The organism is Marivita sp. S2033 (assembly GCF_046592965.1).
Classification (GTDB): domain Bacteria; phylum Pseudomonadota; class Alphaproteobacteria; order Rhodobacterales; family Rhodobacteraceae; genus Marivita.
Genome location: NZ_JBISBV010000018.1, coordinates 1 through 20,094, shown reverse-complemented (window position 1 = coordinate 20,094; position 20,094 = coordinate 1). Strand labels below are relative to the sequence as shown.

25 protein-coding genes are annotated in these 20,094 nt (G+C 61.9%); 18 read left to right on the top strand and 7 right to left on the bottom strand.

The window, feature by feature from the left end; genetic code table 11:
• Positions 1–397 precede the first annotated feature (397 nt).
• Positions 398–1,228 carry a DUF3883 domain-containing protein gene (locus ACGKZZ_RS16510; RefSeq protein WP_411224625.1) on the top strand — a complete coding sequence of 277 codons (831 nt, stop codon included), beginning with the start codon at positions 398–400 and terminating at the stop codon, positions 1,226–1,228.
• Between the two features lie 3 nt (positions 1,229–1,231).
• Here ACGKZZ_RS16510 and ACGKZZ_RS16505 read toward each other — a convergent pair whose 3' ends face one another.
• From ACGKZZ_RS16505 to ACGKZZ_RS16490, 4 genes are read right to left on the bottom strand one after another with little or no spacing between them, the layout of a single operon-like run.
• Positions 1,232–1,612: a hypothetical protein gene (locus ACGKZZ_RS16505; RefSeq protein ID WP_411224624.1), complete on the bottom strand. Its 381-nt coding sequence runs from the start codon at positions 1,610–1,612 to the stop codon at positions 1,232–1,234.
• Complete coding sequence (locus ACGKZZ_RS16500; protein ID WP_411224623.1) at positions 1,612–2,931, bottom strand: recombinase family protein; 1,320 nt, start codon at positions 2,929–2,931, stop codon at positions 1,612–1,614. The genes ACGKZZ_RS16505 and ACGKZZ_RS16500 overlap by 1 nt, the downstream gene beginning before the upstream one ends.
• Positions 2,928–3,428, bottom strand: a complete 501-nt coding sequence (locus tag ACGKZZ_RS16495) for a DUF2924 domain-containing protein (protein ID WP_411224622.1) — start codon at positions 3,426–3,428, stop codon at positions 2,928–2,930. The genes ACGKZZ_RS16500 and ACGKZZ_RS16495 overlap by 4 nt, the downstream gene beginning before the upstream one ends.
• Entirely contained in the window at positions 3,425–3,646 is a 222-nt protein-coding gene (locus tag ACGKZZ_RS16490) for a hypothetical protein (RefSeq protein ID WP_411224621.1), read from the bottom strand. The genes ACGKZZ_RS16495 and ACGKZZ_RS16490 overlap by 4 nt, the downstream gene beginning before the upstream one ends.
• A 203-nt stretch (positions 3,647–3,849) precedes the next feature.
• Here ACGKZZ_RS16490 and ACGKZZ_RS16485 point away from each other — a divergent pair, with 203 nt between their 5' ends.
• Positions 3,850–5,556, top strand: a complete 1,707-nt coding sequence (locus ACGKZZ_RS16485; RefSeq protein WP_411224620.1) for an ATP-dependent nuclease — start codon at positions 3,850–3,852, stop codon at positions 5,554–5,556.
• Between the two features lie 198 nt (positions 5,557–5,754).
• Here ACGKZZ_RS16485 and ACGKZZ_RS16480 read toward each other — a convergent pair whose 3' ends face one another.
• Positions 5,755–6,345: a hypothetical protein gene (locus ACGKZZ_RS16480; RefSeq protein ID WP_411224619.1), complete on the bottom strand. Its 591-nt coding sequence runs from the start codon at positions 6,343–6,345 to the stop codon at positions 5,755–5,757.
• A 1-nt stretch (position 6,346) separates the two neighbouring features.
• Complete coding sequence (locus ACGKZZ_RS16475; protein ID WP_411224618.1) at positions 6,347–7,024, bottom strand: S24 family peptidase; 678 nt, start codon at positions 7,022–7,024, stop codon at positions 6,347–6,349.
• Between the two features lie 108 nt (positions 7,025–7,132).
• On the opposite strand from ACGKZZ_RS16475, the gene ACGKZZ_RS16470 reads away from it, so the two are divergent.
• The 16 genes from ACGKZZ_RS16470 (at position 7,133) to ACGKZZ_RS16395 (ending at position 19,413) form a co-directional block, all read left to right on the top strand.
• Positions 7,133–7,816: a hypothetical protein gene (locus ACGKZZ_RS16470; RefSeq protein WP_411224617.1), complete on the top strand. Its 684-nt coding sequence runs from the start codon at positions 7,133–7,135 to the stop codon at positions 7,814–7,816.
• 214 nt (positions 7,817–8,030) lie between these two features.
• Positions 8,031–8,240, top strand: coding sequence for a helix-turn-helix transcriptional regulator (locus ACGKZZ_RS16465; RefSeq protein WP_029058679.1), 210 nt, complete (start codon positions 8,031–8,033; stop codon positions 8,238–8,240).
• Positions 8,237–8,596, top strand: a complete 360-nt coding sequence (locus ACGKZZ_RS16460) for a hypothetical protein (RefSeq protein ID WP_411224616.1) — start codon at positions 8,237–8,239, stop codon at positions 8,594–8,596. The genes ACGKZZ_RS16465 and ACGKZZ_RS16460 overlap by 4 nt, the downstream gene beginning before the upstream one ends.
• Positions 8,597–8,640: 44 nt before the next feature.
• Positions 8,641–9,129 (top strand): hypothetical protein, encoded by a 489-nt coding sequence (locus ACGKZZ_RS16455; protein WP_411224615.1) that lies wholly within the window; start codon positions 8,641–8,643, stop codon positions 9,127–9,129.
• Entirely contained in the window at positions 9,126–10,001 is an 876-nt protein-coding gene (locus tag ACGKZZ_RS16450) for an ATP-binding protein (RefSeq protein ID WP_411224614.1), read from the top strand. Before ACGKZZ_RS16455 ends, ACGKZZ_RS16450 begins: the two co-directional genes overlap by 4 nt.
• A gap of 19 nt (positions 10,002–10,020) precedes the next feature.
• Complete coding sequence (locus ACGKZZ_RS16445) at positions 10,021–10,647, top strand: hypothetical protein (RefSeq protein WP_411224613.1); 627 nt, start codon at positions 10,021–10,023, stop codon at positions 10,645–10,647.
• A gap of 13 nt (positions 10,648–10,660) precedes the next feature.
• Complete coding sequence (locus ACGKZZ_RS16440) at positions 10,661–12,343, top strand: DEAD/DEAH box helicase (protein WP_411224612.1); 1,683 nt, start codon at positions 10,661–10,663, stop codon at positions 12,341–12,343.
• The gene (locus tag ACGKZZ_RS16435) at positions 12,340–12,558 is read left to right on the top strand and encodes a hypothetical protein (protein ID WP_411224611.1); all 219 of its coding nucleotides are present in this window, start codon (positions 12,340–12,342) and stop codon (positions 12,556–12,558) included. Before ACGKZZ_RS16440 ends, ACGKZZ_RS16435 begins: the two co-directional genes overlap by 4 nt.
• Entirely contained in the window at positions 12,551–12,757 is a 207-nt protein-coding gene (locus ACGKZZ_RS16430) for a DUF6511 domain-containing protein (RefSeq protein WP_411224610.1), read from the top strand. The genes ACGKZZ_RS16435 and ACGKZZ_RS16430 overlap by 8 nt, the downstream gene beginning before the upstream one ends.
• Entirely contained in the window at positions 12,757–13,515 is a 759-nt protein-coding gene (locus ACGKZZ_RS16425; protein ID WP_411224609.1) for a hypothetical protein, read from the top strand. The genes ACGKZZ_RS16430 and ACGKZZ_RS16425 overlap by 1 nt, the downstream gene beginning before the upstream one ends.
• Positions 13,512–15,896 carry an AAA family ATPase gene (locus tag ACGKZZ_RS16420; RefSeq protein ID WP_411224608.1) on the top strand — a complete coding sequence of 795 codons (2,385 nt, stop codon included), beginning with the start codon at positions 13,512–13,514 and terminating at the stop codon, positions 15,894–15,896. The genes ACGKZZ_RS16425 and ACGKZZ_RS16420 overlap by 4 nt, the downstream gene beginning before the upstream one ends.
• Before the next feature lie 413 nt (positions 15,897–16,309).
• Positions 16,310–16,819 (top strand): crossover junction endodeoxyribonuclease RuvC, encoded by a 510-nt coding sequence (locus ACGKZZ_RS16415; protein WP_411224627.1) that lies wholly within the window; start codon positions 16,310–16,312, stop codon positions 16,817–16,819.
• 5 nt (positions 16,820–16,824) lie between these two features.
• Positions 16,825–17,022 (top strand): hypothetical protein, encoded by a 198-nt coding sequence (locus tag ACGKZZ_RS16410; RefSeq protein WP_411224626.1) that lies wholly within the window; start codon positions 16,825–16,827, stop codon positions 17,020–17,022.
• A complete protein-coding gene (locus tag ACGKZZ_RS16405) occupies positions 17,019–17,447 on the top strand; it encodes a DUF6362 family protein (RefSeq protein ID WP_411224607.1) in 429 nt (142 codons plus the stop codon). The genes ACGKZZ_RS16410 and ACGKZZ_RS16405 overlap by 4 nt, the downstream gene beginning before the upstream one ends.
• 410 nt (positions 17,448–17,857) lie before the next feature.
• Complete coding sequence (locus tag ACGKZZ_RS16400) at positions 17,858–19,186, top strand: site-specific DNA-methyltransferase (protein ID WP_411224606.1); 1,329 nt, start codon at positions 17,858–17,860, stop codon at positions 19,184–19,186.
• Positions 19,183–19,413: a hypothetical protein gene (locus ACGKZZ_RS16395; protein ID WP_411224605.1), complete on the top strand. Its 231-nt coding sequence runs from the start codon at positions 19,183–19,185 to the stop codon at positions 19,411–19,413. Before ACGKZZ_RS16400 ends, ACGKZZ_RS16395 begins: the two co-directional genes overlap by 4 nt.
• A gap of 51 nt (positions 19,414–19,464) precedes the next feature.
• Here the strand turns inward: ACGKZZ_RS16395 and ACGKZZ_RS16390 are convergent, their stop codons facing one another.
• Positions 19,465–20,034 (bottom strand): DUF3489 domain-containing protein, encoded by a 570-nt coding sequence (locus ACGKZZ_RS16390; protein ID WP_411224604.1) that lies wholly within the window; start codon positions 20,032–20,034, stop codon positions 19,465–19,467.
• Positions 20,035–20,094: the final 60 nt, after the last annotated feature.

Here is a 20,094-nt window from a genome sequence, read left to right as displayed (position 1 = left end):
CTCCGCCATTATCCCCATTGCGAACCAGTGACACCGCCCTGACGGGCACGGATTTTTCCGTTTTATCAAAGGGGTTTGCGGAAATCGACCGAACCTCATAGACGCGCCGCCTAGCTGAAGCTGGGCTCAGAATGGCCCTCAGTCTCAGTTTGGGCGAACCTCACCCGTTTCGGTTCGGTCCTTTTTTAACGTTCCTTTTCAATGACCTGCATTTAAACCCCGCCAAAACCCAAACGCGCGTTCCGAACGATATCGATGGCAACATAGACAGAACACGCAGTAGGCGCGTTGCTCGGGATGACAGCGTAAATCGGCGAATTTCTTGGGTGGGTTCGCATCCCATTCCCCCGACGAAACTGCCGATGACAAATGATTTTCCCGCGTCTAGCCTGGCCGCATGTCGAACGGGCCTTGGACAGATGCAGAGAATGACCTGATCGTCGCGGATTACTTCGCGATGCTGGCTGCGGACTTCGCTGGTCAGTCCTATAACAAAGCCGCGCACAATCGCGATCTTCAGGCCCAGATCGACCGCAACCGCAGTTCGATTGAGTTCAAGCACCAGAACATTAGCGCGGTTCTCAGGGCCCTCGGAGAGGACTGGATCCCCGGCTACAAGCCCGCGCAAAACTACCAGGGCACACTAGAAGAGGCGGTGGCGCGTTGGCTGGAACTCAACCCCGGCTGGCTGTCTCGCATTCCGGACCGGCCCGCGATGGGCCTCCGCGAGGCGGCTCAACTTTGGATTGGACCGCCCCCGACGCTCAGCAACCAACCGCCTCCGGCTGAACTTGAGCAAACCATCGCCACCGCCCGCAAGTTTGACGTCGCCGAACGCGATGAGCGCAACCGTGCGCTTGGTCGGGCCGGAGAAGAACGCACGCTGGCGCATGAGAAAGCGGTGCTGGCTGGCTCCGGGCGCTCTGATCTTGCGTCAAAGGTGCGATGGGTCTCGGAGGAGGATGGCGATGGCGCGGGGTATGATATCGCCAGTTATGCGCCGGATGGTCGGCCCCGTCTGATCGAAGTGAAGACGACCAACGGCTGGGAACGCACACCATTCCATATTTCGCGAAAGGAGCTGGCTGTTGCCGACGAACTGCGGGCGGACTGGTGTCTCATGCGGCTCTATCACTTTGCACGCGAGCCGAAGGCGTTCGAACTGCGCCCGCCGCTGGACGCCCACGTGTCGCTGACCGCCACGAGTTTTCAGGCCAGCTTTCATTGAGGGCTAGTCAAATACTCGCCCCGGCTGCTCGGACCACGGCTGCTCAGCCACGCCGCAGAGGTCGAAGATCGACAGCACCGTGGGTTCGCGTCGCAGGACGAGCCGTTCCAGCACGGAGGGCGCGAGCCATGCTAGCCGGATCACCCGGCTGACATAGCGGTCGGAGATGCCTTCCTCTCTGGCAAGATCGGCGATGGTGTTGACGTCGCCGCGCTCCAGCTTGCGCCGCCAGTCCCACGCGCGGCCGATGGCGCGCAGGAGGCGGGCGTCCTGGCCGCGATCCATGGCGACCTCTATTTCTTTGGGCGGCAGGATGCGCGGGCGGCCGCCGCGATTGCGCATGGTGAGCGGTATGTGGATGCGGAGGGTTTCTGGCTCGGCCATCACGCCACCTCCGGCTTTGACGGGGCCATCAGCGCGGCAATCGCGCCCAAGCCCTCATGGCGCAGATCGACCGCCAGCCCGGCCTCGCTGGCCGTGACGCGCGCCACCAGAAGCCTCACAACGCGCGCCTGTTCGGCAGGGATCAGTGCGTTCCACATCTCGTCGAACTGGGCGAGCGAAGCGCTGATCGCTTCCTCGCCGAGGTCTGGCCGATCCTTGCGCAGGGTCCGCGACACCCGCGCGGCAACCTCGGGGGTGCGCAGCAGGCGGCGGATTTCGCCAATCACAGCATCCTCGACCATGCCGCCGGGCAGCCGCTGCGGCCCGCGCAGCTCGGCCTTGGGGCGTTTCTTGATCACGTCCATCGAGACGTAGTAACGATAGCGGCGCGTGCCTTTCTTGGTGTGATGCGGGGTCATCGCGACGCCGGTCTCGGTGAAGATCAGCCCGCGCAGCAGCGCCGGTGAAGGCTCTTGGGCCGCAGCCTTCCTAACATATCGGTTGTTCGCGATCACCTCGTGCACATCGTCCCACAGCGTCTCGTCGATGATCGCTTCGTGCTCGCCGGGATAGGCGTTGCCTTTGTGGACGGCGAGGCCGCGATAGACCTTGTTGTGCAGGGTCTTGAGGAGCGAGGTCTTGTCGTAAGGCCTGCCAGTCTTCGTCAGGATCGCGCGCGCGTCCAACTCGCGGATCACCTGCGCCGTGGAACTGGACCGGGCGTAGAGCGTGAAGATCGTCCGCACCGTCTCGGCCTCGACCGGATCCACGATCAGCTTGCGATCTTTCACGTTGTAACCCAGCGGCACCGGTCCACCCATCCAGATGCCCTTCTTGCGTGAGGCAGCGACCTTGTCGCGGATCCGCTCGCCGATGACCTCGCGCTCGAACTGGGCGAAGCTGAGCAGGATGTTCAGCGTCAGCCGTCCCATGGACGTCGTGGTGTTGAAGGACTGTGTGACGGATACAAAGGTGACGCCGTGCCTGTCGAAGATCTCGACCAGCTTGGAGAAATCCATCAGCGCGCGGCTGAGGCGGTCGATCTTGTAGACCACGACAATGTCGATCAGCCCGTCCTCGATATCGGCGATCAGGTCCTTGAGCGCGGGGCGTTCCAGCGTGCCGCCGGAGAAGCCGCCGTCATCGTATTCATCACGCAGGCAGACCCAACCCTCGGCCTTCTGGCTCGCGATGTAGGCCTCGCAGGCCTCCCTCTGCGCGTCGAGGCTGTTGAATTCCATGTCGAGCCCTTCCTCGCTCGACTTGCGGGTGTAGATCGCGCAGCGCAGGCGGCGGGGCGGTTGCGGCTGGTGCGTCATTTGCTGATCCTCGGGCGTGGAGTGAAGCCGAAGAACTTCCAGCCGTTCCAGTTCGCGCCGGTGATGGCCCGCGCTGCGCCGGAGAGCGACTTGTACCGGCGGCCTTGCCACTCAAAGCCCTTCGCCAAGACGGTCACAGTGTGCTCGACGCCATTCCACTCGCGGACCAGCTTGGTGCCGGGCATCGGGCGGCGCGGATCGGACACCATTTGACCCGGTTCACCAGAGGCCACTTCGGCGGCCAGCGCATCCAGCGTCCGTCGCGTGTCGCGGCCAATGCCGCCAAGGGCCAGTTCTTGAATGCGATAGCCAAGCCGCAGCTCGAGGTTCTGGCGGCTGGTATTCGGCGCGGCCGCGTCAAAGATCGCCGCCCACTTCTCACGCAGCTCCGGCACGGTCATGGCCTTCAATGCGACCAGGTCCGCCAGGACAGCGTGGCCCTGCGCAGGGCCAATGCCTGTCCTCTTTCCTACTGATTTCGTTTTCATTTTTGTCATTCGTCCTCTCCAACTCGGGTTCGCAGTTGGTGACGACGACGGCGAACAAGGGCGAGGATGTCCAGCGAACTGTCTGCGTCGTTCGCAGAATTCTTGTTTATTGTCGGTGGGTTGGCGCGATCCACGGCTGCAGCGAGGATCCGGGCGAGTTCCGCCAGCCGCTCATCGGTGGTGAGGCTTTCGGGCGGCGGGGCGAAATTGACGTCGGTATCGGGCATGGCGGGCGAACCTCAGGAGCTGTTTTGTCCTTTGGTGGCAGCGATGCGAAAGGGATTTCAAGTTAAAACAATGGGTTGTCGTAGTCACGAGTAGCTGAACGCAGTTGATCGTGCTTGATACTCCGAGTAGCTATGGTTGAGGACTGAAAATGCGGTCAGGCGAAGGCCGATGTACGATCGCAAAGGATTATCGAGGAATTGCTGTGAAGCTAGTAAAAATCCGTCTCGAGAAGTTTCGCGGAATTCGCAATGCGGAAATTGACGTTGGAACCGAACTCGCTTTGGTTGGTCAGAATAGCGGAGGGAAATCATCTATACTACGGGCGTTAAACGCTTTTTTCAATTTTCAGGATGAGCGCATTCACTTTGAGTATTCTCGGCACGCTTTTCAAAAGACGTCGACAGCGATCATTGATCTTGAGTTTTCAGAGGCTCCCGTTGAATGTGAATTGCCACGAGTTATCGCTGGTAGTGCCAGTGTTCGCATGCGCCTAAAGTACAAAAAATCTGCGAATTGGGAAATTTTCAGCAACGGAACGTGGGTTGCTGCCCCAGTAGGTTTTCACGAAGATTTGCATCAATTTGTGCGTTACGTCTACATTCCAGTTTCACGTACTGAAACGGTGTTGAGTTGGGCGCATGATAGTATCCTAAAAGCGGCGGTGATGTCGTGGGTAAAGAATTATACCAAGAATAGAGATAGAATTTCCCCAAAGGTTTCAGAGGCTACTGCAATAATTAAGGATCGTACATTTAAAGGCCTTAGCAAGCATCTCCGAAATCTAACGCACCTCAATGGGCCTTTTGAATTTGAGCTCGATTACGCGTCTACGCCTGACTACAGCTTGCTCATTCAGGACCTTGTGTTGCGGGTTAAAGATGGGAACACCTCAGTCGACATCTCCGATTGCGGAAGTGGCACCCAAAGCCTTGCTGCGATTGGACTCTATTCATATTTGGCCGAGTCCTTGGGCGGAACATACATTTTGGGAGTTGAGGAACCTGAACAGAACTTGCATCCGCAGGCTCAAAGATCGTTGCTTGCGGCCTTGAAGAGGCTACCACTTCAGGTCCTGTTCACGACCCATTCGACCGTCATGCTTGACAGTCTTGAGCATGAAGAAGTGGCACTCTGCCGCAGAGTCTCCTCGACCACTCGGGGTTTTGAGGTTACTGTCACTCAACTTTCTGGAAATTTTTGGTTAGATCAGGGTATCGATAGGTCCAAATACTATAATTTCCACCGCAGGCGAAACTCAGAATTTTTCTTTGCTGACTACGTAATTTTAACAGAAAGCCCAATAGATGCGGAACTCGCACACTACCTGATTGAATCCGGTGGATTGGATTTCTCTAAATATAGCGTGTCAATTGTCAGCCTGGATGGCGTTGATTCACTTCCGTACGCGTATCATCTTCTTAAAAATCTTCAGATTGATTTCTCTGCTATTGTCGATAAGGACTATTTTTTACCGTATCTTAACGATGAACTCGATGCCAGTAGAGATGCAAGAGGTTTTCCAAAATATAAGAAGGAGTTCAAAGCAGCTTGTCTCGTTGAGGAAATTGTGCCTGATCCAGTAAGGAGAGCTGAGCTTCTAGATTTTTTTCACACCAATCATTCTCGCGCTATGGGATTTTTGGAAGAAGCCGGGGTTTTCTGTTTTCGGTATTCAATGGATATCGACCTGGTCGGCTCGGAGACTGCAAAAAATATTCTGTTTGCCAGTTTGGGCATACCAGTCGCCGAAAGGACATCTGAAGAATTACTCATTGGCCGCAGGAAGCAGTTAAAAAAACAGGAGACAGTATTAAGCGCGACACGGCAACTTTCTCCAGGAAGTTTGCCCAATTCCTACAAGAGAATTCGAAAGAAGATTCCGGAACTAGTTAGGGCGACCGTGGTTTGAGCCGCTTCGATGGCTTGATCGTTTCCCCCTTCGTCAGCATGCACGACTTCACGTGTGGTCCAGTCAGTGGCGCGTAGCTCCGGGCACAATCCCATCTGTTTCCAGTCGCAGCGCCGCTCTCCATAGCGGCGTCTTGGTGAACATACTCTCTCTCGTCCGAAGCAACCCCTTGGCTCTGTTCTCTTGCAGCAATCCTGTCTAGCAGAGAGGCCGAAGCACCTGGATGTAGAGGCGGCTCAGCACATCGTCGAAACCACCGGCAGGATCGGGCTCACCGAACAGCACCTGTCGAAGGTCGCCGCCGGTCGCGCCGTCCTCGGTCTCGACGTTCAGCGCGTTCAGGAACACGTCCCAATTGCCCAAAATCGGCTCGTCATCGAAGCGCGAGAAGCGGGCGTGATTGACCTCGAACAGGTAAAACGGCGTGACGATGCCGAAGATGCGACCAGGATGCCCGACCAGTCCCTGGCCTGCCTTGGTCAGTTTGAACTGCCCCTTGTAGTGCCGTCCGATCTTCAGCGCGATCATCACATCGTGCAGATCCATCAGCGGGCCGAAGTCGATCTCGTTCAGCACCTTGTTGATGGCGAAAAGGTCTTCCTCGGTATAGCCGGGCCAGTCGAACTCGCGCGCCGCCCAGTGCACGAACACCCGCTTGAAGGCTTTCGACGGCGTCAGCCCGATCCCGCCATGCTCAGCCATGTAGGCTAAGGTCTTTTCCAGCGCCCGCACCATAGGTGAATGCGCGAGGGCGGGGTTTTCATCGTCGATCTGGCGGAATTCGATCATCTCAAATCTCCCGCGCGAACCAGCGGATGCGGCCGATGATGTGGATTTCCTCGGCGCTGCGCTCATAGGGACTGTAGAAGCCGTTGTCTGATATCACGCGGACCGCAGGCGGATCGCTGTTGGGGACATGCTCAAGCCGCTTGGCCACCAGCCCCATCCCGTCATCCAGCACGAAGATCCCGGGCGGGTTCGGCGCTCGCCGGGTCATGTCGACCAACACGGTGTCGCCGTCCAGCAGGGTCGGTGACATGCTGTCGCCCTCAACATGCATGATGCGCAGCTGCGACGGGCTGGCCTTGAGGCTGCCCTTTATCCAGGACCGACGGAAGTGATAGGCGCGGCCGGGGGTGTCGTGATCTTCGGTAACCACCGCGCCGCCGCCCATCGAGGGGCGCGGGCTGGCATGTGCGATCGCCACGAATGTCTCGTCAGGGTTCTCGATGAAGGGCGGCTCGCCCTCGACCTCACCGATGCCGTGGATCAACCATTCCCGCTCGACCTTCAGCACGCGGGCGACCTCTGCGAGCTTGTCGATGCCCGGGCGCGCAGAGCGGCCGCGCAGGATGTCATAGACGAAGGATCGATTGACCCCGGCCATCTCTGCGACATGAGCGGGGCTGAGCCCGAGTTGCTGAGCCCGGGCGCGGAGGCGGTCGGAGAGCGTGTGATGCTCGATCATGTTTTCCTCAGGTATCTGTGGATTAAATAGGATAAAACAGGATTGATCGGAGGGCGTCAAGGGATTAGAACAAACAATAAACATTAGCTTTCAGGAATCGGGGGTCAAATGGAGATCGAAAAGGCATATTTTACGCTCCCGGAGATCCTCGATCGTTGGTCCATCTCCGAGGCCGACCTGATCTATCTGGCAGAGAACGACAAGCTGCGGTTGTCGGTGCGTGTCTTCGGTACCCCGCTTGAGTTGGGCGACTATGAGGAAACCCTTGAGGGTGAGCACTTTCGGGTGCCCGCCGAGCAGAGCTACTACAGTGGACTGCTTGAGCTGCATGTGCGAGATGTGTTCCAGCTTTTTCGAGCCGCTGAATTGACAGTAAGCGACTTCCGCACGCCCGGGTCGGGCTATGCGTCGATCTGGGGTGATCGCGATGGCGTGCTTCTGAGCATTGAGGATTTGCTGCTAAGACGCGAGGAACGTGATCGTTTCGAGGCTGAAACAGGCTTCTCCACCGCGGAGACCGGGCCGCATCTGCCAGTATTCCGCGCGTCGCCCGATTATCAGGAGGTACGATGTGGCGGGCACCAGTTCCGCCTCGGTCCGATCCAGGCGCAGGCTGTCCGAGCGCTGCATCAGGCTGCGCAGCGAGGTGAGGCCTGGCAGAGTGGCAAGGCGATCTTGTCGGCGGCGGGATCAAAGAGCCTGAAGATGTCCGACGTGTTCAAATCCCAGAAGCAGTGGCGGTCGCTGATCGAATCGAACGGTCGCGGCAATTACCGTCTGAGCTGCAGCTGATTCTGACGCATCCGTTCCAGCACGTGCGTCCCTCCGGCTCCACAGTGGGATGCGCAGGGGGATGAGAGTGGGATGACAATCCCCCGCCAAGGCGTTCGCCGTTGAGTTGCAAGGCGCAAACTGATCCCCCTCCGTATCCCACTTCAATCCTGACGACATCCCACAGCAGGATTTCGCATCTTCCTCCCAACGCAGCGAGCGACAGGAGACGAAGATGCAGCTCAAACACCTCAATCAGAAAGAACTCGCGCGGCGGTGGAACATCTCGCACCGCACGCTTGAGCGGTGGCGGTGGGCCGGAGAAGGCCCGCAGTTCATGAAGCTGGGCGGCCGTGTGGTTTACCGCATGGAGGACATCACCGCGTTCGAGCAGGACCAGCTGCGCCACAGCACCGGCGCGGATGCCCATGCGGGTGCCGCATGATGGTCCGGCTCGATGATTTCACAGCCGACCGGGTGGTGCCGTTCTGCGCCGCTGGCGGTCTGGACGAGGTCGGGCTTTGTGCATGGATCGCGCAGGCCGAACCCGGCGAGACGCTGATTTATCACCGCGGGTTTCTCGCGGTGGATGCCACCGCAGTTCTCTCGAAGTTGCCTGCCGACCGTCAGCGTGCATTGCGCCAGGTTGCGGCCGCCGCCCTTCGCGCGGCCGAGCAGAACCTCGTCCATCTCGTCCAGGCGCGGATCGGCCCCGACCAGTTCGCCTATATCGCCGTCGCCCGGCCCAAACCCCGTTCCAGCGGAGCCGCCCTGTCGATCCGCCTGCTCGAGGCCGCGTGATGCCCGCATTCCAATCCTTTTTCACCGATCATGGAGACCCATTCATGCCATTCCCCGAGAACACTCCCACGCCCGACGATCTGCCGTCCCTCAGCACAGCCGAAATCGCGGCGCTGCCGGTCGAGTTGCTGGCAATCCTGCAGCGCGAGATCGAGGAGCGTCTGAAATGCGACAAGGCCGCCAAGGCCCGCTTCGATGCCGGACTGGCCATCCGCTATGCTACCCGGGCCGCCGAAGAACGGCAGGTTTCGGGCAAGGACACCGGCACAGTCCGCTTTGATGATGGCGATTTCACCGTGGTCGCCGATCTGCCGAAGCGGGTGGATTGGGATCAGGACCGGCTTGCCGACATGGTGGCGCGGATCCGCGATGCCGGGGACGATCCCGCCGAATATGTCGATTTCGCTTACAAGGTGCCGGAGCGCAAATACGCGGCCTGGCCCGAGGCCATCCGGCAGGGCTTCGAGCCCGCACGCACCGTCCGGCCCGGCACGCTGAAGGTCGAGATCGTCCCGCAGGGGGCTGAGCAATGAGCCTCCCCATCATCAGCGCCGACCAGCGGTTGGCCGAGCCGCGCGGCATCAAGGGCTGCATCTTCGGGAAAAGTGGAATTGGGAAAACCTCCCTTCTGTGGACCCTCGATCCCAAGCTCACGCTGTTCATGGATCTCGAAGCGGGCGATCTGGCCATCGAAGGATGGTCCGGAGACAGCATCCGGCCGCGCACCTGGACGGAATGCCGGGATTTCGCGGTGTTCATCGGCGGGCCCAACCCGGCGCTGCGCGACGAGCAGCCTTACAGCCCGGCACACTATGCCGCCGTCTGTGACCGCTTTGGCGATCCGGCAGAACTCGACCGCTACGACACCATCTTCGTCGACTCGATCACCGTGGCGGGGCGGCTGTGTTTCGGATGGTGCAAGGGCCAGCCGGAGGCGCTGTCGGAGAAGACCGGCAAGCCTGATGTGCGCGGAGCCTACGGGCTGCACGGCCGCGAGATGATCGACTGGCTCACCCATCTGCAGCACACACGGGCCAAGAATGTCTGGTTCGTCGGGATCCTCGACGAGAAGCTCGACGACTTCAATCGCAAGGTGTTCCAGCCGCAGATCGACGGCTCAAAGACCGGGCTAGAGCTGCCGGGGATCGTCGATGAGGTGATCACCATGGCGGAGCTGAAGGCCGACGGTGGCGATCCGTACCGGGCCTTTGTCTGCCAGACGATCAATCCCTGGGGCTTTCCGGCCAAGGACCGCTCCGGCCGTCTGGCCCAAGTCGAAGAACCCCATCTCGGCCGCCTTATGGCGAAGATCCGGACGCCCGTGACCCCGGCGACGGATCGCCTGACCTACGCCCCGCCGCCTGCCGATCCGGCCGGTGCCGATCAATCCCAACCGCAATCCTGATCAGAAAAGGAGGTTCCCCATGGGTTCCTGGAACGATTTCAACGACGCGCAGAGCAACACCAACCTCATCCCCAAGGGTACTCTGGCCAAGGTGCGCCTGACCATCCGCCCCGGCGGCTTCGATGATGCCTCGCAGGGCTGGACCGGCGGCTATGCCACGCGCGGCTCCACCGGTGCTGTCTATCTCAATGGCGAATTCACCGTGACCGAGGGTCCATATGCCCGGCGCAAGATCTTCACGCTGATCGGGCTTTACAGCCCCAAGGGTCCGGATTGGACCAACATGGGCCGCAGCCTGGTGCGCGGGATGCTGAACTCGGCGCGCGGGATTTCCGACAAGGACATGTCGCCCGAGGCGCAGGCCGCGCGACGCATCAGCGGATTTGCCGATCTCGACGGGATCGAGTTCATCGCCCGCATCGACATCGGCACCGATGCTAGCGGCGACGACAAGAACGAGATCCGTAGCGCGGTCACGCCCGATCATCGCGACTATGCGCAGGTCATGGGCGCGGCGCCCCTGCAGTTCAGTAGTAACGCCGGGCCGGGGGCCACTCCGCAGCAGAATGCTGCCGCCCCAACGTCCTCGTCCAATCCGCCAGCAGTCAACCCCGGTGCCCCCGGGCGGCCGAGCTGGGCACAGTAAGGGGGGATCGGTCATGCGATTGCGCCCCCGCCAGAAAACCTTCGTCGAGCGCAGTGTTGCTGCGCTCGGCTCCCGCGGCAACACGCTGGGCGTGGCGCCTACCGGCGCGGGCAAGACCATCATGCTCTCGGCGGTCACCGGCGAGATGATCGGTGACGGTGCCAAGGCCTGTGTTCTGGCGCATCGCGATGAGCTCACGGCGCAGAACCGCGCCAAGTTCCAGCGCGTGGTGCCGGGCGTAGCCACCTCAGTGATCGACGCGACCGAGAAATCCTGGGGCGGCCAGGTTGCTTTCGCCATGGTACCTACGCTGGCGCGTGCCTCAAACCTGGCCGACATGCCGCGCCTTGATCTGCTGGTGATCGATGAGGCGCATCATGCGGTGGCGGACAGCTACCGGCGCATCATCGACCGGGTGCGCGACGCCAATCCGCAAGCCCGGATCTTCGGGGTGACGGCAACGCCGACCCGGGGCGATCGCAAGGGTTTGCGCGAGGTCTTCGACAATGTCGCCGACCAGGTGCGTCTGGGCGAGTTGATCGCATCGGGCCACCTCGTGCCGCCGCGCACCTTTGTCATCGATGTGGGCGTCCAGGAGGAATTGAAGTCGGTTCGCAAGACCAGCGCGGATTTCGACATGACCGAGGTGGCGGACATCATGGACCGCGCGCCCGTCACCGACGAAGTGATCCGCCACTGGACCGAAAAAGCGGGAGATCGTCAGACCGTCGTGTTCTGCTCCACCGTCGCCCACGCGGACCATGTGACCGAGGCCTTCCGGGCTGCGGGGATCACGGCTGCGCTGATCCATGGCGATCTGGCGGCTGAGACTCGCAAGGCCATCTTGGCCGATTACGCGGCAGGCAAAACCCGCGTGGTCGTTAACGTTTCGGTGCTCACTGAGGGCTGGGATCATCCGCCCACATCCTGTGTCGTGCTGCTGCGGCCCAGTTCCTACAAATCCACTATGATCCAGATGGTTGGGCGCGGGCTGCGCACCGTCGATCCTAAGGAACACCCCGGCCTCGTCAAGACCGACTGCGTGGTGCTGGATTTCGGGACATCGAGCCTGATCCACGGCACGCTGGAACAGGATGTCGATCTGTATGGCAAGACCGGCATCGGTGAAGCCCCGACCAAATCTTGCCCGGCCTGTGCGGCGGAGATTCCGCTCGCGGCCACCGAATGCCCGCTCTGCGGTGAGGTTTTCCTGCAGGACGAAGGTGAAGCAGGCGCGGACGCTGTGCCACTCTCGGGCTTTGTCATGACCGAAATCGACCTGCTGAAACGCTCCAGCTTCGCTTGGGTCGATCTCTTCGGCACGGACGACGCACTGATGGCCACGGGCTTCACCGCCTGGGGCGGCATCTTCTGGATGGAGGGCGTCTGGTACGCCATCGGCGGGGCCAGGGGTGAGCGGCCGAGACTTCTGGGCGTCGGCGAACGCACCGTGTGCCTCGCGCAGGCCGACGATTGGCTCAATGCCCACGAGAGTGATGAAAGCGCCTTCAAGACAAGGGGATGGCTGCGCCAGCCACCGACGGACAAGCAGCTGAAATACCTGCCGCCTGAATGCCGCCATGACTTCGGCCTGACGCGATATCGCGCCTCGGCGCTGATGACCTTCGGCTTCAACAAGCGCGCTATCAAAGGGGTCGTAAATGCGGTGGCCGATCCCGAACGGAGGGCGGCATGACCCATGACCTCACCAACCCCCATCACGGCCGAGGACCGGCGGCGTCTCTGGCATCCACGTGGAACGCTCTGTGCTGTCTGCCGGCAACCCACGCGTGGTTTTGGCTGGCGCGATCCACACCGGTCGAAGCGGCCCCGGCCATCGGTCTGGTTCTGCTCGATGCCCTGCCAAGGCTTCTGGACGCGTTTGGCGCGGGAGCGTTTTGCCATGGTTGACCTGACAGAAGAAGAACGCGCCGCCGTCACCGCCACCATGAAACGCATGGCACTCCTGATGGACGAGATCGGCTGGCAGACCGCCTTCGCCGATCTGACCGAGGCACAGGTGCGCGCCCTGATCGAGGAAGCGGTCGAGGGCTTCCGCGAGGCCATGGCCGACATCGCCAAAGCCCAGACACCGGAGATTCCATTTTGATGCTGGATTTCAACCACCGGCCCTCCATGGCCGACCGGATCAACGCACTGGTCGACGCAGCCCTCATTGCCGAACGCGAGGCCACGCCGCCCCGGACCTATCTCGGTGCATCCCGCCTGGGTCATGCTTGCGAACGCGCGCTTCAGTTTGAGTTCGCGGGTGCGCCCAAGGATGAAGGTGCCGATTTCAGCGGTCAGACGTTGCGGATCTTCGCCATCGGCCACCAGCTCGAGGATCTGGCGATCCGTTGGCTGCGCGCGGCCGGGATCGATCTGGTCACCCAAAAACGCGACGGTGGCCAGTTCGGCTTCTCCGTCGCGGGCGGTCGCATCCGTGGCCATGTCGACGGGATCATCGCTGATACCCCGGCAGCACTTGGTTTGCGCGCCCCGGCGCTCTGGGAATGCAAGACCATGAACGCCAAGAACTGGCGCGCCTGCGTCAAGGATGGGGTCACGGTGTCGAAGCCCGTCTATGCCGCCCAGATCGCGATCTACCAGGCCTACATGGAGCCCTCGGTGCCAGGGATATCGCAGGCACCGGCGCTGTTTACGGCGATCAACAAGGACACCGCCGAGCTGCACCATGAATTGGTCCCGTTCGATGCCGATCTGGCGCAGCGCATGTCCGACCGCGCCGTGCGCATCCTGCAGGCCACCGACGCATGCGAGTTGCTGCCCCGCATCGCCGCCAATCGCGACTTCTTCGAGTGCCGGTTCTGCGCACATGCCGAGCGGTGCTGGGGGCTGGCCACATGACCGATGAACCCACCGACCCATCCAACCCCGAGCAGGACCCGACCATGCGTGATGACACGACGCCCGGTGCACCCACGACACACGATGCGCCCAAGGAAAACATCGTCCATTTCAATCCTTGGCGCGATTTCAACGATGCCGCCCCGCAGATCGACGTGTTCGGCGACGAACCCGATCCTGCGCAGATCGCCCAGTTCATGCAGGTCGTCTTCGGCTATTGCGATGGTCTGATCCCGGTCCGCAGTTTCATCGACAAGGGTCAGGGCATCGATGGCCGCCCGCACAATATCTGGCTCGAGGCGGATCAGGCCGCGCCCGAAAAGATGGCGACCTTCGCGACATGGGCCTCGCGTGAGGGCGCGGCGGTCTACGTCATCCCCGGCACAGTCGCGGCACCCGGGCAAGCCAAGGCCGCCGAGATTATCCAGATGCAGACCGTGGTCGTCGATCTCGACACCGGTGACATCGCCGCCAAGCGTGCGCACCTCGAGCGCCACCTCGGCGCGCCCAGCATGGTCGTGGAAAGCGGCGGCGTGACACCGGAGGGTCAGCGCAAGGCCCATGTCTGGTGGGTGCTGACCGAGCCCGCCGAGGGCGACGACATTCGACGTGTCTGTCGTCTGCGCGGCGACATAGCCGCCAAGGTCGGCGGTGACATGCATTTCCGCTCCGCCCACCAGCCGATCCGGGTGGCAGGCTCGGTGTATTACAAAAACAGCCTGAAAACGCAGGTGCGGATCGTTGAGCTGAACGTCGACCGCGAGCGCGATCTGGCGGAGTTCATCGAGGCGGTAACCGACATGCCGCCCGCACCGGGCCTGTCCCTGCAGCCCGAATTTTCTCACCCGGATAAGCCTGCCATGGACGATGTGCTGGTCACGCCGGTGCGCGAGGGGGCTCAGGACGACTGGTCCCGCTTTGAGGGAGCGTCCGCCGCGATCGGCCACTTCATCCGCATGGTCCACGAGGGCCGGATGACAAAGGACGAAGGCTGGGAAGGCATCTGTGGCTACAACGCTGCTATGCTGCGGCCCCAGTGGCCGGTCGAACGACTCAAGCGCGAGTCCGAGCGGCTCTGGGAGCGGCACGTTGAGAAATACGGACCACCGCTGATCCGACTGGAGTCCGGCGCACCGGGGCCACAGGAGATGCCTGCCTTCACGCTCGGCGCACTGCTGGACGACCAGAGCCCCATGCCGGAGGACATCATCGCGCCGCGCGTTCTGACGCCGGGCGGGCTGCTGGTGCTCGGTGGCGCGCCCAAGGTCGGTAAGAGCGACCTACTGATCTCTTGGTTGGTCCACATGGCCGCCGGTGTGCCGTTCCTCGGCTTCACGCCACCACGGCCGCTGCGGATTTTCTATCTGCAGGCGGAAATCCAGTATCACTATCTGCGGGAACGGCTGAAGCAAATCGCCCTGCCACCGGAGGTGTTGGCCGCCGCGCGCGACACCTTCGTTGCCACGCCAAAGCTCAAGATGCTGCTCGACAATGAAGGCAGCGTTCGCGTTGCGCGCGCCGTGCAATCCGCGTTCCCGGAGGCACCGCCCGACATTCTCTGCGTCGATCCGATCCGCAACCTCTTCGACGGTGGCCCGGACGGCGGCGGCGAGAACGACAACACCGCCATGATGTTCTTCCTGAAGGAACGGGTGGAGGTTCTGCGCGATCATATCGACCCCGACTGCGGGGTTATCCTGATCCACCACACCAAGAAGCTTTCAAAGCAGCAGGTAAAGGACGATCCCTTCCTGGCGCTCTCCGGCGCCAGCGCGCTGCGCGGCTTCTATACCTCGGGCCTGATCCTGCACCGCCCTGACGAAGATTGCTCGCAGCGCAAACTGGAGATCGAGTTGCGCAATGGTCCCGCGTTGCTGCCGAAGGTGATCGACAAGGTCGCTGGCCAATGGGTCGAGATCAACCCGATGAACGAACGCCTCGTCCGCCAGGAAGTTGGTGCGAAGCATGATGCCGAGCGAGACCGAAAGCGCGATGTGATCCTGTCGATCCTGATCGACGAGGCAGCGGAGGGCAAACTCTACACCTCAACCCAATTCCGCGAGGCGTTTGAGAACCAGCGCGGCCTCGGGAGCCAGTTCACCATCCGCGACCGCATCAATGTGCTGGCAACTAAAGGCGACATCCGCTTCCTGCGGGACGGCACAAAATTCGGTTACTCCGTGGTCCGGTCGCGCTTCGGCTACCTCTGCGCCGAAGGCATGGTGTTCGGCCGCAAGGGCCGGATCGACCCGGAGACTGGAGAGGTCCTGGACAGCGTCATTTCGGTCGTCCCGAGCCACTACAAATCGCCCTCCAACGGGCAGTGCATGGACCTCACAAACCCTTCCGATTGGTCGATCCGGGAGGATGAAAATGCCTGATTTTGACTTGTACGTCCTCTGTTCGACCTCAGGACAAACATGTTCGTCCTCCACCGTTGTTCGTCCTGAATCCAATGAAATCAATCACTTGGAGCAAAAAGAGGTCGAACATGTGCGTCCTCTTGTACGTCCTCTGTTCGTCCTCGAAACCCAAATGAATTCAGCATCTTACGCTGATTGGAGGACGAACAATGAAAGCCCCCATACTACGTATGGGGAGGCCAACCGGCAGGTTTGGCCTCTCCTCACATACGTCGCGGGGTATCCGCGCGCGCGGGCTCTGACGCTCCCTGCACATTCCAATCCGACGACGGCGGCCCGACCTGCCCAGGCACATGACCACCGTCGTCTTCCACCCCCGCAGCCAACCCAAAAAGGAGACCACGATGGCTGAAGCGACTCTGACCACCAGGATGCAGGAGGCAATCCCCGATCTGCCGCCTGCTTTCCGCGCCGACCGCACATTGCTAGCGCTTGATCTCGGCACGACCACAGGCTGGGCCCTGCATGGCGCAGACGGGCTGATCACCAGTGGCACCGTGTCCTTCCGCCCCGGTCGGTTTGACGGTGGCGGCATGCGCTACCTGCGCTTCAGCAATTGGCTGGGCGAGTTCGACCGTCTGTCCGGACCCATCGCAGCAATCTGGTTCGAGGAAGTCCGCCGCCACGCCGGCACCGACGCGGCCCACGTTTATGGGGGTCTGATGGGCACCTTGACCGCATGGGCTGAGATGCGCGGCGTGCCGTACGAGGGCGTGCCCGTCGGCACCATCAAGCGGTTTGCTACCGGCAAGGGCAACGCCAACAAGGAGGCCATGATCGCTGCTGCCCGGGCACGTGGTTTCAGCCCGGCCGATGACAACGAGGCCGATGCCATCGCGATCCTGTTCTGGGCGCTGGAGACAAAGGGGGGCATGCAATGAGCGGGATGCGGTTTGTGCCCAAGGGCTATGGCGGGCATCGCCGCAGCCCCGACGACGTCAAACGCGCTGGCTGGCAGGAGCAAGGTCTGCTCGCCGTGGCCATCGACGATCACCGCCTGACCTGGCCCGAACGGGAATTGGTACGGCAACTCGGCGAGAAGCTGTACGGGCAGTGCCCGCAAAACCGGGAGGCGTCGCAATGACAGACTGGACACCGGACCTCGTGGAGGAACGGCTGGCCGAGGCCGCCTTCGTTCTGAAGCGTCTGCCTGAGCCCCGCAGGCAGGGGTATTTCAGCACATGGCCCGAGATGGTTCACAGCTTCGCCGACAAGGTGGGCCAGGAGCCGAAGCCGATGCGGGTGCTGCCCTCACCACAGGCGATCAGCCGGATGGAGGAAACGCTGACCTGGACCGCCTGTCTCGAGCCCATCGATGGCAAGATCGTCTGGATGAAGGCGCATGGCGAACGCTGGAAAGAGATCTGCTGGGCGGTCGGTTTGCAGCGCTCTGCCGCCCACCAGCACTGGCAATTCGGGATTTCCGTCATCGCGCTCACCCTCAACAGACGACGGTTCAACCGCAACATGTCGAAGCGCCGCGTGATCGAACTGGCCGCTGGCGCGTAAGCGCCCGCAGCCACTAGGAAAGTGTCCGCCGGACAGTTTTCGATGAGACAGAAAGCCCGGTTGGGGGTTAGAAAAGGGATATACTCGGGAGAGGCGCGCGCGGGACGGCCCGCGCCGCTGGACCCCGGGGTCCACCGAAGGATCCACTCGGGATCCAATCGGGTAACCCATTGAATTCTTGGTTCCTTTTGGGCCACTTTCGTATGCTGGCGGGCGAAGCGCGCAATATCGCCAGCGACAGGGCCGGTTTTTTGGGAAGCCACCCCAGCGGGCATCCACCCGCGATCTGCTGAAAACCACAACAAAACAAACTCTTGGAGCCGGACACCCCGGCGGCCGTTGGACCATTTGCGGAGTCCAGGCTGGCTGCCGGTGTCCGGAGTCCACCCGATTGAGGCGAACCGACCACTATGACCCTGAGCTTTGCCCCGGAAGCGATTGAGACCTGGTCCCTGGCCAAGCTCCAGCCTTATGCGAAAAACGCGAAGGCGCATGGCGCGGATCAGGTCGCGAAGATAGCCGCCAGCATGGCCGAGTTCGGCTGGACCGTTCCCTGTCTGGTTGCCGACGATGGCGAGTTGATCGCGGGCCATGGCCGGGTGCTGGCCGCCACGCAGCTCGGGCTGACCGAAGCGCCGGTGATCGTGTTGGGACATCTGACCGAGGCGCAGCGCCGGGCTTACCGGATCGCGGATAACAAGCTGACGGAACTCGGGACCTGGGATGAGGCACTGTTGTCGGCGGAACTGAATGACCTACTGGCCGAGGATTTCGACCTGTCGCTGGTCGGGTTCTCCGATGGCGAATTGGACAAGCTGCTGGCCTATGTGCCGGAGGAGGACGGCCAAGACGGTGGTGCTGGTGGCTCCGTGCCGCCGGTGACCGTTCCTGAACCACCGCGCAATCCGGCCTCGCGCACCGGCGATCTCTGGATCCTCGGTGAACACCGGTTGCTGTGCGGTGACAGCACCAGCACCGCCGATGTGCGTCGCCTGATGAACGGCGAGCGGGCGATCCTGTTCGCGACAGACCCGCCATACCTCGTCGATTACGACGGATCGAACCACCCGACCCGCAACAAGGACTGGTCGGCGTCCTACGGCACAACCTGGGACGACAGCTCGCAGGGGGCGGAGCTCTACGACGGCTTCATCGCCGCTGCGGTCGCCGAAGCGATTGCGGAAGACGCCGCCTGGTATTGCTGGCACGCATCCCGCCGTCAGGCGATGCTGGAGGCCTGCTGGGAAAAGGCCGGTGCCTTCGTGCACCAGCAAATCATCTGGGTGAAGGACCGCGGTGTTCTGACCCGGTCGCATTATTTGTGGAAGCACGAGCCCTGTTTCATGGGCTGGCGCCGCCCCAACCGGCCGCCGAAGGTGGCGGAGGAAACGCTGCCTTCCACATGGGCGCTGCCGAGCTTCGCCAAGGACGACCGGCCCGACCACCCGACGCCGAAACCGCTGGACGCCTTTGGGATCCCTATGCGCCAGCACGTCGCGCGGGGCGGTCTTTGCTACGAGCCGTTCTGTGGATCCGGATCGCAGATCATGGCCGGTGAAGCCAACGGTCGCCGCGTCTTCGCGATGGAGATCAGCCCGGCCTATGTCGATGTCGCCGTGGAACGCTGGCAGGCCGAAACCGGTCGCGAGGCTATCCTTGACGGCGACGGTCGGACCTTCGCCGAGTCCAAAGCCGAGCGGCTGGGCCAGCCCGCGAACGACGAGGAAGCGGCCGCATGAAGCAATCGCGCGCCATGTCGCTGGTCGAGTCGGTCGCCAATGTGATCGTCGGCTACGGAGTCGCGGTCGCCACCCAGATCCTTGTCTTCCCGATTTTCGGTCTGCACACGACTCTGGCGCAGAACCTGACGATGGGAGCCATCTTCACCATCGTGTCGATCGGCCGTTCCTTCGCCTTGCGGCGGCTGTTCGAGGCGATCCGGGTAAAAGCACGAAGCCGCCGCTGACAAGGCGACGGCTTCCCTATAGTCGAGACTTGAGTGGCGCGGCGGATCAAATCAGCGCTCGATATGATAAACCCGTCCTCGGTTCTCGACCTTCTCCGAGTTGACCTTGAGCCCGAGCTTCTTTTTCAGCGCACCGGACATCGCGCCGCGCACCGTGTGCGACTGCCAGTCCGTCGCGGCCATGATCTCCTCGATGGTCGCGCCGTCCGGCGCGCGCAGCATCGTAATCAGCGTGGCCTGTTTGGTGCCCTCACGCGGCGTGCGCGTCTTGTGCGAGGCTTCGGGTCCGGTGGGGGCGTTTTGCACGGGCTCCTCTGTCGGAGCGTCCGTCGCGCCCGCAGGCACGGTGTTCGCGTCCTCGGGTTCGATGCCGATGGCTGCAAGGCCAGCGTCGGTGGCGGCCAGCGTGACTCCGTGACCGTCGCCGGTCTCGCGCCAAATGGACTCGCTCTTGCGCATGTCGGCGTCGACCTCTTCGAGGAAGCCTTTGGCGAGCATCGCGCCGACCACCTTGGTGGCGGCTCCGCCGCGCAGGCTGTCAGGCAGCGGCAGGGCAATGCGGTCCTCGTTCCGGGCCGCTCGGGACAGGATGATCGTCTGGGTGTCGGAAAGCTTGGTCATGGGGTCGTCTCCGTGTTCGGACCGCGACCGTCGCGGTCTTCTACGACCCCAAGCCGCGCA

Bases quoted from the DNA above. Each gene is read 5' to 3' on its own strand.
- ACGKZZ_RS16410 (WP_411224626.1), top strand. From the start codon at position 16,825: ATGCGGTTTGTGCCCAAGGGCTATGGCGGGCATCGCCGCAGCCCCGAC.
- ACGKZZ_RS16450 (WP_411224614.1), top strand. From the start codon at position 9,126: ATGAGCCTCCCCATCATCAGCGCCGACCAGCGGTTGGCCGAGCCGCGC.
- ACGKZZ_RS16400 (WP_411224606.1), top strand. From the start codon at position 17,858: ATGACCCTGAGCTTTGCCCCGGAAGCGATTGAGACCTGGTCCCTGGCC.
- ACGKZZ_RS16390 (WP_411224604.1), bottom strand. From the start codon at position 20,034: ATGACCAAGCTTTCCGACACCCAGACGATCATCCTGTCCCGAGCGGCC.
- ACGKZZ_RS16395 (WP_411224605.1), top strand. From the start codon at position 19,183: ATGAAGCAATCGCGCGCCATGTCGCTGGTCGAGTCGGTCGCCAATGTG.
- ACGKZZ_RS16440 (WP_411224612.1), top strand. From the start codon at position 10,661: ATGCGATTGCGCCCCCGCCAGAAAACCTTCGTCGAGCGCAGTGTTGCT.
- ACGKZZ_RS16470 (WP_411224617.1), top strand. From the start codon at position 7,133: ATGGAGATCGAAAAGGCATATTTTACGCTCCCGGAGATCCTCGATCGT.
- ACGKZZ_RS16425 (WP_411224609.1), top strand. From the start codon at position 12,757: ATGCTGGATTTCAACCACCGGCCCTCCATGGCCGACCGGATCAACGCA.
- ACGKZZ_RS16405 (WP_411224607.1), top strand. From the start codon at position 17,019: ATGACAGACTGGACACCGGACCTCGTGGAGGAACGGCTGGCCGAGGCC.
- ACGKZZ_RS16495 (WP_411224622.1), bottom strand. From the start codon at position 3,428: ATGACAAAAATGAAAACGAAATCAGTAGGAAAGAGGACAGGCATTGGC.
- ACGKZZ_RS16500 (WP_411224623.1), bottom strand. From the start codon at position 2,931: ATGACGCACCAGCCGCAACCGCCCCGCCGCCTGCGCTGCGCGATCTAC.
- ACGKZZ_RS16420 (WP_411224608.1), top strand. From the start codon at position 13,512: ATGACCGATGAACCCACCGACCCATCCAACCCCGAGCAGGACCCGACC.
- ACGKZZ_RS16460 (WP_411224616.1), top strand. From the start codon at position 8,237: ATGATGGTCCGGCTCGATGATTTCACAGCCGACCGGGTGGTGCCGTTC.
- ACGKZZ_RS16445 (WP_411224613.1), top strand. From the start codon at position 10,021: ATGGGTTCCTGGAACGATTTCAACGACGCGCAGAGCAACACCAACCTC.
- ACGKZZ_RS16510 (WP_411224625.1), top strand. From the start codon at position 398: ATGTCGAACGGGCCTTGGACAGATGCAGAGAATGACCTGATCGTCGCG.
- ACGKZZ_RS16475 (WP_411224618.1), bottom strand. From the start codon at position 7,024: ATGATCGAGCATCACACGCTCTCCGACCGCCTCCGCGCCCGGGCTCAG.
- ACGKZZ_RS16435 (WP_411224611.1), top strand. From the start codon at position 12,340: ATGACCCATGACCTCACCAACCCCCATCACGGCCGAGGACCGGCGGCG.
- ACGKZZ_RS16455 (WP_411224615.1), top strand. From the start codon at position 8,641: ATGCCATTCCCCGAGAACACTCCCACGCCCGACGATCTGCCGTCCCTC.
- ACGKZZ_RS16415 (WP_411224627.1), top strand. From the start codon at position 16,310: ATGCAGGAGGCAATCCCCGATCTGCCGCCTGCTTTCCGCGCCGACCGC.
- ACGKZZ_RS16480 (WP_411224619.1), bottom strand. From the start codon at position 6,345: ATGATCGAATTCCGCCAGATCGACGATGAAAACCCCGCCCTCGCGCAT.
- ACGKZZ_RS16465 (WP_029058679.1), top strand. From the start codon at position 8,031: ATGCAGCTCAAACACCTCAATCAGAAAGAACTCGCGCGGCGGTGGAAC.
- ACGKZZ_RS16505 (WP_411224624.1), bottom strand. From the start codon at position 1,612: ATGGCCGAGCCAGAAACCCTCCGCATCCACATACCGCTCACCATGCGC.
- ACGKZZ_RS16430 (WP_411224610.1), top strand. From the start codon at position 12,551: ATGGTTGACCTGACAGAAGAAGAACGCGCCGCCGTCACCGCCACCATG.
- ACGKZZ_RS16490 (WP_411224621.1), bottom strand. From the start codon at position 3,646: ATGCCCGATACCGACGTCAATTTCGCCCCGCCGCCCGAAAGCCTCACC.